Origin of the sequence: Bacillus sp. ISL-55, assembly GCF_018613155.1 — a bacterium.
Lineage (GTDB): Bacteria > Bacillota > Bacilli > Bacillales > Cytobacillaceae > Mesobacillus.
The window spans coordinates 1-5037 of record NZ_JAGGQU010000069.1 but is presented as its reverse complement, the minus strand read 5'-3'; the positions used below and the strand labels follow the sequence as shown (position 1 = coordinate 5037).

At 42.0% G+C, this 5037-nt stretch carries 7 protein-coding genes and 1 other annotated feature; of the genes, 6 read left to right on the top strand and 1 reads right to left on the bottom strand.

Annotated features, from left to right (window positions below; genetic code table 11):
- The 6 genes from thrS to J7E32_RS23380 form a co-directional block, all read left to right on the top strand.
- A partial coding sequence (gene thrS / locus J7E32_RS23405) for a threonine--tRNA ligase (RefSeq protein WP_214911828.1) occupies positions 1-1526 on the top strand: 1526 nt, incomplete at its 5' end.
- A gap of 512 nt (positions 1527-2038) precedes the next feature.
- Positions 2039-2165: a sequence feature (ribosomal protein L20 leader region), on the top strand.
- A 114-nt stretch (positions 2166-2279) separates the two neighbouring features.
- Positions 2280-2801: a translation initiation factor IF-3 gene (gene infC / locus J7E32_RS23400; protein WP_214906305.1), complete on the top strand. Its 522-nt coding sequence runs from the start codon at positions 2280-2282 to the stop codon at positions 2799-2801.
- Positions 2802-2817: 16 nt separating this feature from the next.
- Entirely contained in the window at positions 2818-3018 is a 201-nt protein-coding gene (gene rpmI, locus J7E32_RS23395; RefSeq protein WP_023627047.1) for a 50S ribosomal protein L35, read from the top strand.
- Between the two features lie 37 nt (positions 3019-3055).
- On the top strand, positions 3056-3415 hold the full coding sequence (gene rplT / locus J7E32_RS23390; RefSeq protein WP_041967619.1) for a 50S ribosomal protein L20: 360 nt from the start codon (positions 3056-3058) through the stop codon (positions 3413-3415).
- Positions 3416-3501: 86 nt separating this feature from the next.
- Positions 3502-3777 (top strand): DUF1294 domain-containing protein, encoded by a 276-nt coding sequence (locus J7E32_RS23385; RefSeq protein ID WP_353654028.1) that lies wholly within the window; start codon positions 3502-3504, stop codon positions 3775-3777.
- A 58-nt stretch (positions 3778-3835) separates the two neighbouring features.
- A complete protein-coding gene (locus tag J7E32_RS23380) occupies positions 3836-4408 on the top strand; it encodes a TVP38/TMEM64 family protein (RefSeq protein ID WP_214905838.1) in 573 nt (190 codons plus the stop codon).
- 37 nt (positions 4409-4445) lie between these two features.
- Here J7E32_RS23380 and J7E32_RS23375 read toward each other — a convergent pair whose 3' ends face one another.
- Positions 4446-4847: a sigma-w pathway protein ysdB gene (locus J7E32_RS23375; RefSeq protein WP_214905837.1), complete on the bottom strand. Its 402-nt coding sequence runs from the start codon at positions 4845-4847 to the stop codon at positions 4446-4448.
- Positions 4848-5037: the final 190 nt, after the last annotated feature.

Sequence of the window (5037 nt, the reverse complement as noted above, 5' to 3'; positions counted from 1 at the left end):
AGATTGTCCGTAAAGAAGTAAGCCGTGAGGATGCTGTCAAGTTTTTCAAAGAGCTTGGTGACCCTTATAAGCTTGAATTGATTGAAGCGATTCCCGCGGATGAGAAGGTCACTCTTTATGAACAGGGAGACTTTGTCGACCTTTGCCGTGGGGTACACGTCCCATCAACTGGCAAACTGAAGGAATTCAAATTGTTGAGCATTGCCGGTGCTTACTGGCGCGGTGACAGTGACAACAAGATGCTCCAAAGAATTTACGGTACAGCTTTCTTCAAAAAGGAAGACCTGAAGGAGCACTTGAGACTGTTGGAAGAAGCAAAGGAACGTGACCATCGCAAGCTTGGCAAGGAACTTAACTTATTTACTAATTCACAGAAGGTAGGCCAGGGGCTTCCTTTATGGCTTCCGAAAGGTGCAACAATCCGCCGCATCATCGAACGCTATATTGTTGATAAAGAAGTCAGCCTTGGATATGATCATGTCTACACTCCGGTAATGGGAAGTGTCGAACTTTATAAAACTTCAGGACACTGGGATCACTATCAGGAAAACATGTTCCCTGTCATGGAAATGGAAAATGAACAGCTTGTTTTAAGACCAATGAACTGTCCGCACCATATGATGGTGTACAAAAATAGCATCCATAGCTACAGGGAGCTTCCAATCAGGATAGCTGAGCTTGGAACAATGCACCGTTACGAAATGTCCGGTGCACTGGCTGGGTTGCAGCGTGTGCGCGGCATGACTTTGAACGATGCTCACCTCTTTGTCCGCCCTGATCAGATCAAGGAAGAGTTCAAACGTGTAGTAGAGCTTGTACTTGAAGTCTACAAGGATTTTGATATGAATGACTATTCCTTCCGTCTATCCTACAGAGATCCTGAAGATAAGGAAAAGTACTTCGATGATGATCAGATGTGGGAAAAGGCTCAAGCTATGCTGAAAGAAGCGATGGATGAGATGGGTCTTGAATATTTCGAGGCTGAAGGCGAAGCAGCATTCTACGGACCGAAGCTTGATGTCCAGGTCAAGACTGCCCTTGGCAAAGAGGAGACTCTTTCAACAGTCCAGCTTGACTTCTTGCTTCCAGAGCGATTTGACCTGACTTATATCGGCGAAGACGGCAAGCACCATCGTCCTGTCGTTATCCACCGTGGCGTCGTATCGACTATGGAACGCTTTGTAGCCTTCCTGATCGAAGAGTACAAAGGGGCATTCCCGACTTGGCTGGCTCCAGTACAGGCACAGATTATTCCGGTATCTCCTTCAGTCCACTATGACTATGCAAGAGAAATCAAAGAGAAGCTTAAAGCAGAAGGCTTCCGTGTTGAAATCGATGGCCGTGACGAAAAAATCGGCTACAAAATCCGCGAAGCGCAAATGCAAAAAGTTCCTTATATGCTCGTAGTCGGTGACAATGAAGTAGCAGAAAAAGCAGTCAACGTCCGTAAATACGGCGAACAGAAATCAGACACAATTGCCTTTGATGAATTCCTGGAGTCATTCAGGAAAGAAGCGAAGAAATAAGAAAAGCTTAATATGAAATAAGAGGAGCTCCAGGCTCCTCTTATTTTATAGCTATTATTCTATAGGTTTGGAACACGTTGGACATAAATTTTTTGTATAGCTGCGCGGTATTCTTTCACCGCAATTCCGGCAGGATTTTATGTTAACAGGCGTATTGTCAATATCATTGGAAAAACCGTAGCCAGTCCTGAAAAATTTCAATGCGGTGCCAGCGAGCAATCCAGTGACCACACCGGTGATAATAATCGCGATCAGCATTTGTACACCAGCTTTCTTGTCTATTTCTACCAATAATTATAGCAAGAAATAAGCAATGAGGCAGTGACAAATTATCATGATAGTTATGATTTAGCGACTACTTTTCGCAGGGAAATTTACTTATGCCTAAAAAAAAGTATTGCAGCCTGTATTTCTATCTGATACAATACTTTTTGTTGCAGTTAACGAAAGTGATTCGTTTGACACATTAATTTCTTTATGCTATATTAGCAAGAGTGAACTGAATACAAGTTTTAGGAAAGAAGAAGCACCCGCTTCTCACCTGGCTGACGCATTTCAGCTGTTGGCAGGTAATACGTAAACGTCTAATTATTTTGTTTCCGTAAGTGTGGGTGTCGTCGCCTGCACTTTTTTTATTGCAAAATAAAAATTGGACTATATCGTATGTCATTGTGTGAGCAAGATAAGGCTTCGGCCTTGGCAATGTACTTCTTCTCCTTGACAATGTATTCGATAAAACCCTGGAGGTGGCTAATTATTAGCAAAGATGCGATGATACTAAACGAGGGAATTCGTGCTCGCGAAATTCGTCTGATCGATCAAAATGGCGAGCAATTAGGAATTAAATCCAAAGCTGAGGCTCTTGAGATCGCAACACGTGTAAATCTTGATCTTGTCCTTGTTGCTCCGAACGCGAAGCCTCCTGTAGGCCGAATCATGGACTACGGAAAATTCAAGTTCGAACAGCAAAAGAAAGAAAAAGAAGCACGTAAGAATCAAAAAATCATCACAACTAAAGAAGTCCGTCTTAGTCCGTCAATTGATGAGCATGACTTTAACACAAAGTTGCGCAATGCTATCAAGTTCCTGGAAAAAGGCGATAAGGTTAAAGCATCAATCCGTTTTAAGGGCCGTGCTATAACCCATAAGGAAATCGGTCAGCGTGTTCTTGATCGCTTCTCTGAAGCTTGCAAAGAAGTAGCGACAATTGAATCACATCCGAAAATGGATGGCCGAAGCATGTTCCTAGTTCTAGCACCTAAAACTGAAAAGTAACGAGGAGGAAGTCCCTATGCCAAAAATGAAAACTCACCGCGGCACTGCCAAGCGTTTCAAGAAAACTGGAACTGGCAAGCTTAAGCGTTCACACGCTTACACTAGCCACTTATTTGCTAACAAGTCTACAAAAGCTAAGCGTAAGCTTCGCAAATCTGCAATCGTTTCTAAAGGCGATTTCAAACGCATTCGTCACATGCTTGACAACATTAAGTAAATTCGAGCGAGCTCGATTTATATAGGAGGGAAATTACATGCCACGTGTAAAAGGCGGTACAGTTACGCGCAAGCGTCGTAAAAAAGTCATTAAATTAGCAAAAGGTTATTACGGTTCAAAACATACATTATACAAGGTTGCTAACCAGCAGGTTATGAAATCCCTAATGTATGCATTCCGCGACCGTCGCCAGAAGAAGCGCGACTTCCGCAAACTTTGGATTGCTCGTATCAACGCAGCAGCTCGCATGAACGGCCTTTCTTACAGCCGTATGATGCACGGCCTTAAGCTTGCAGGTATCGAAGTAAACCGCAAGATGCTTGCTGAACTAGCAGTAAGCGATGCAGCAGCATTCGCTCAATTGGCTGAAACAGCTAAGCAACAATTCAACAAGTAATGAAGATAACCATTCTCTCCAGAGGATGGTTTTTTCTTTTTTTAAGATATAATGAATCTCATACAACATAAAGAGGACGTGAAGATGTGGGGATTTGGAGTTTGGCTGGCTTGATTTTTATTATGAACCTTGCGGGCTTTTTTATCATGGGAATGGATAAAAAGCGGGCAAGGAACAATCATTATCGAATAAGCGAAAAAACTCTGTGGAATATTGCTTTTTTTGGAGGAGCAATCGGGGCAGCAGCTGGTATGAAGCATTACAGGCATAAGACGAAGCATGCCCAGTTTAAATATGGGTTGCCGCTGCTTGCGATAATTGAGATTGGTATATTTACATATTTATTTAAGCTTTTGGCATAACAGCTTGTATGATTCTATAAGCTAGTAGCAACAAAGACTTAGCAGGCAGGTGACAAGAATGGATGATGCGTGGTCAATGCTGCTGATTGTTGTGGAATCTGGAGGCTGGTTTGCACCAGTGTTGTTTATCTTGTTTCATGTTTTCCGCCAATTTGTATTCATACCTCCTGCGGTTGTCTGTATTGCTGGAGGATTAATGTTTGGGGTCGTACCCGGAATTGTATATTCGCTGCTCGGCTTGTCGGGTGCAAGTATATTATTCTACTTTTTAATGAGACAGATTCCAGAAATGATGAACAAGCTAAGCAGGCTGAAAAAAAGGCTGGTAGGGCGCTTCAGGGATTTGACCGTCGCCCAGGTCGCGCTGTTGAGGCTTGTGCCGGTGATTCATTACCAGCTGCTAAGCTTTTGCCTTTACGACCGGAAAAGCAATTTTAAAGATTTTATGATTGCTTCATTTCTTGCGAATATTCCATTCGTTATCTTTTATACGATATTCGGCGAGTATGTCGGAGAATTCAGCTCATTTACAGGGCTTTTTATGATGATGGTATTTTTGCTGTTAGCCTATTTGTTGCGAGAGAAAATTACCTTCATAAAATGGCGTGAATTTTTTGATAGAACAACATAAGAAAAAGCGTCCGGAATATTTCGGACGCTTTTACATTTTATATCTCATCATTCTGGTCCTGATTCGCCATGAATTCCTTAATTGGGCTTTTCCAGTCAATTTTGGCCACTGGATAGCTTTCACGGATTTTCCGTTCAATGAATTGGAAATCCTCAAGGACAAGCCCTTTTAAGGCCGAAGTTTTTTTAGGCCAAATAAAAATGGAAACAACCTCAAAAGCAGACGGCGTCGTGCCTAAATACTTTTCACCCTCAAATAAAACTCCCTTATATGTTAATAAGAAATTCTTGCGGACATTGTCTTGATCATCCAATAAGAAAAAGCGCTTCTGTTCATGAGCAAGCTCCAGCTTTCTTTTCGGGTGGAATAAATACTTCACCGCGCTGTATATTAGAAAAATGAATAAAAGTAATAAAATAAGACGTAAAAGCAGAATCATGACTGCCCCTCCAATGCGAACTTTCTTTATTTACGGATGAGGTTCCAAATAGTTTCAACAAATTTATAATTGATTTATACTTTTTTTATGCGGATGATGATTGCGGGTGAGGATTGATCCATTTTAAAGAGGGAACATCGAGAAGTAAGGAGATGGGACAGGTATAGGCGGAAACAAGGCAAAGCTGTCA

Excerpts from the sequence above, each read along its gene's own strand:
- rpmI (WP_023627047.1), top strand. The coding sequence starts at position 2,818 with ATGCCAAAAATGAAAACTCACCGCGGCACTGCCAAGCGTTTCAAGAAA.
- rplT (WP_041967619.1), top strand. The coding sequence starts at position 3,056 with ATGCCACGTGTAAAAGGCGGTACAGTTACGCGCAAGCGTCGTAAAAAA.
- J7E32_RS23380 (WP_214905838.1), top strand. The coding sequence starts at position 3,836 with ATGGATGATGCGTGGTCAATGCTGCTGATTGTTGTGGAATCTGGAGGC.
- J7E32_RS23375 (WP_214905837.1), bottom strand. The coding sequence starts at position 4,847 with ATGATTCTGCTTTTACGTCTTATTTTATTACTTTTATTCATTTTTCTA.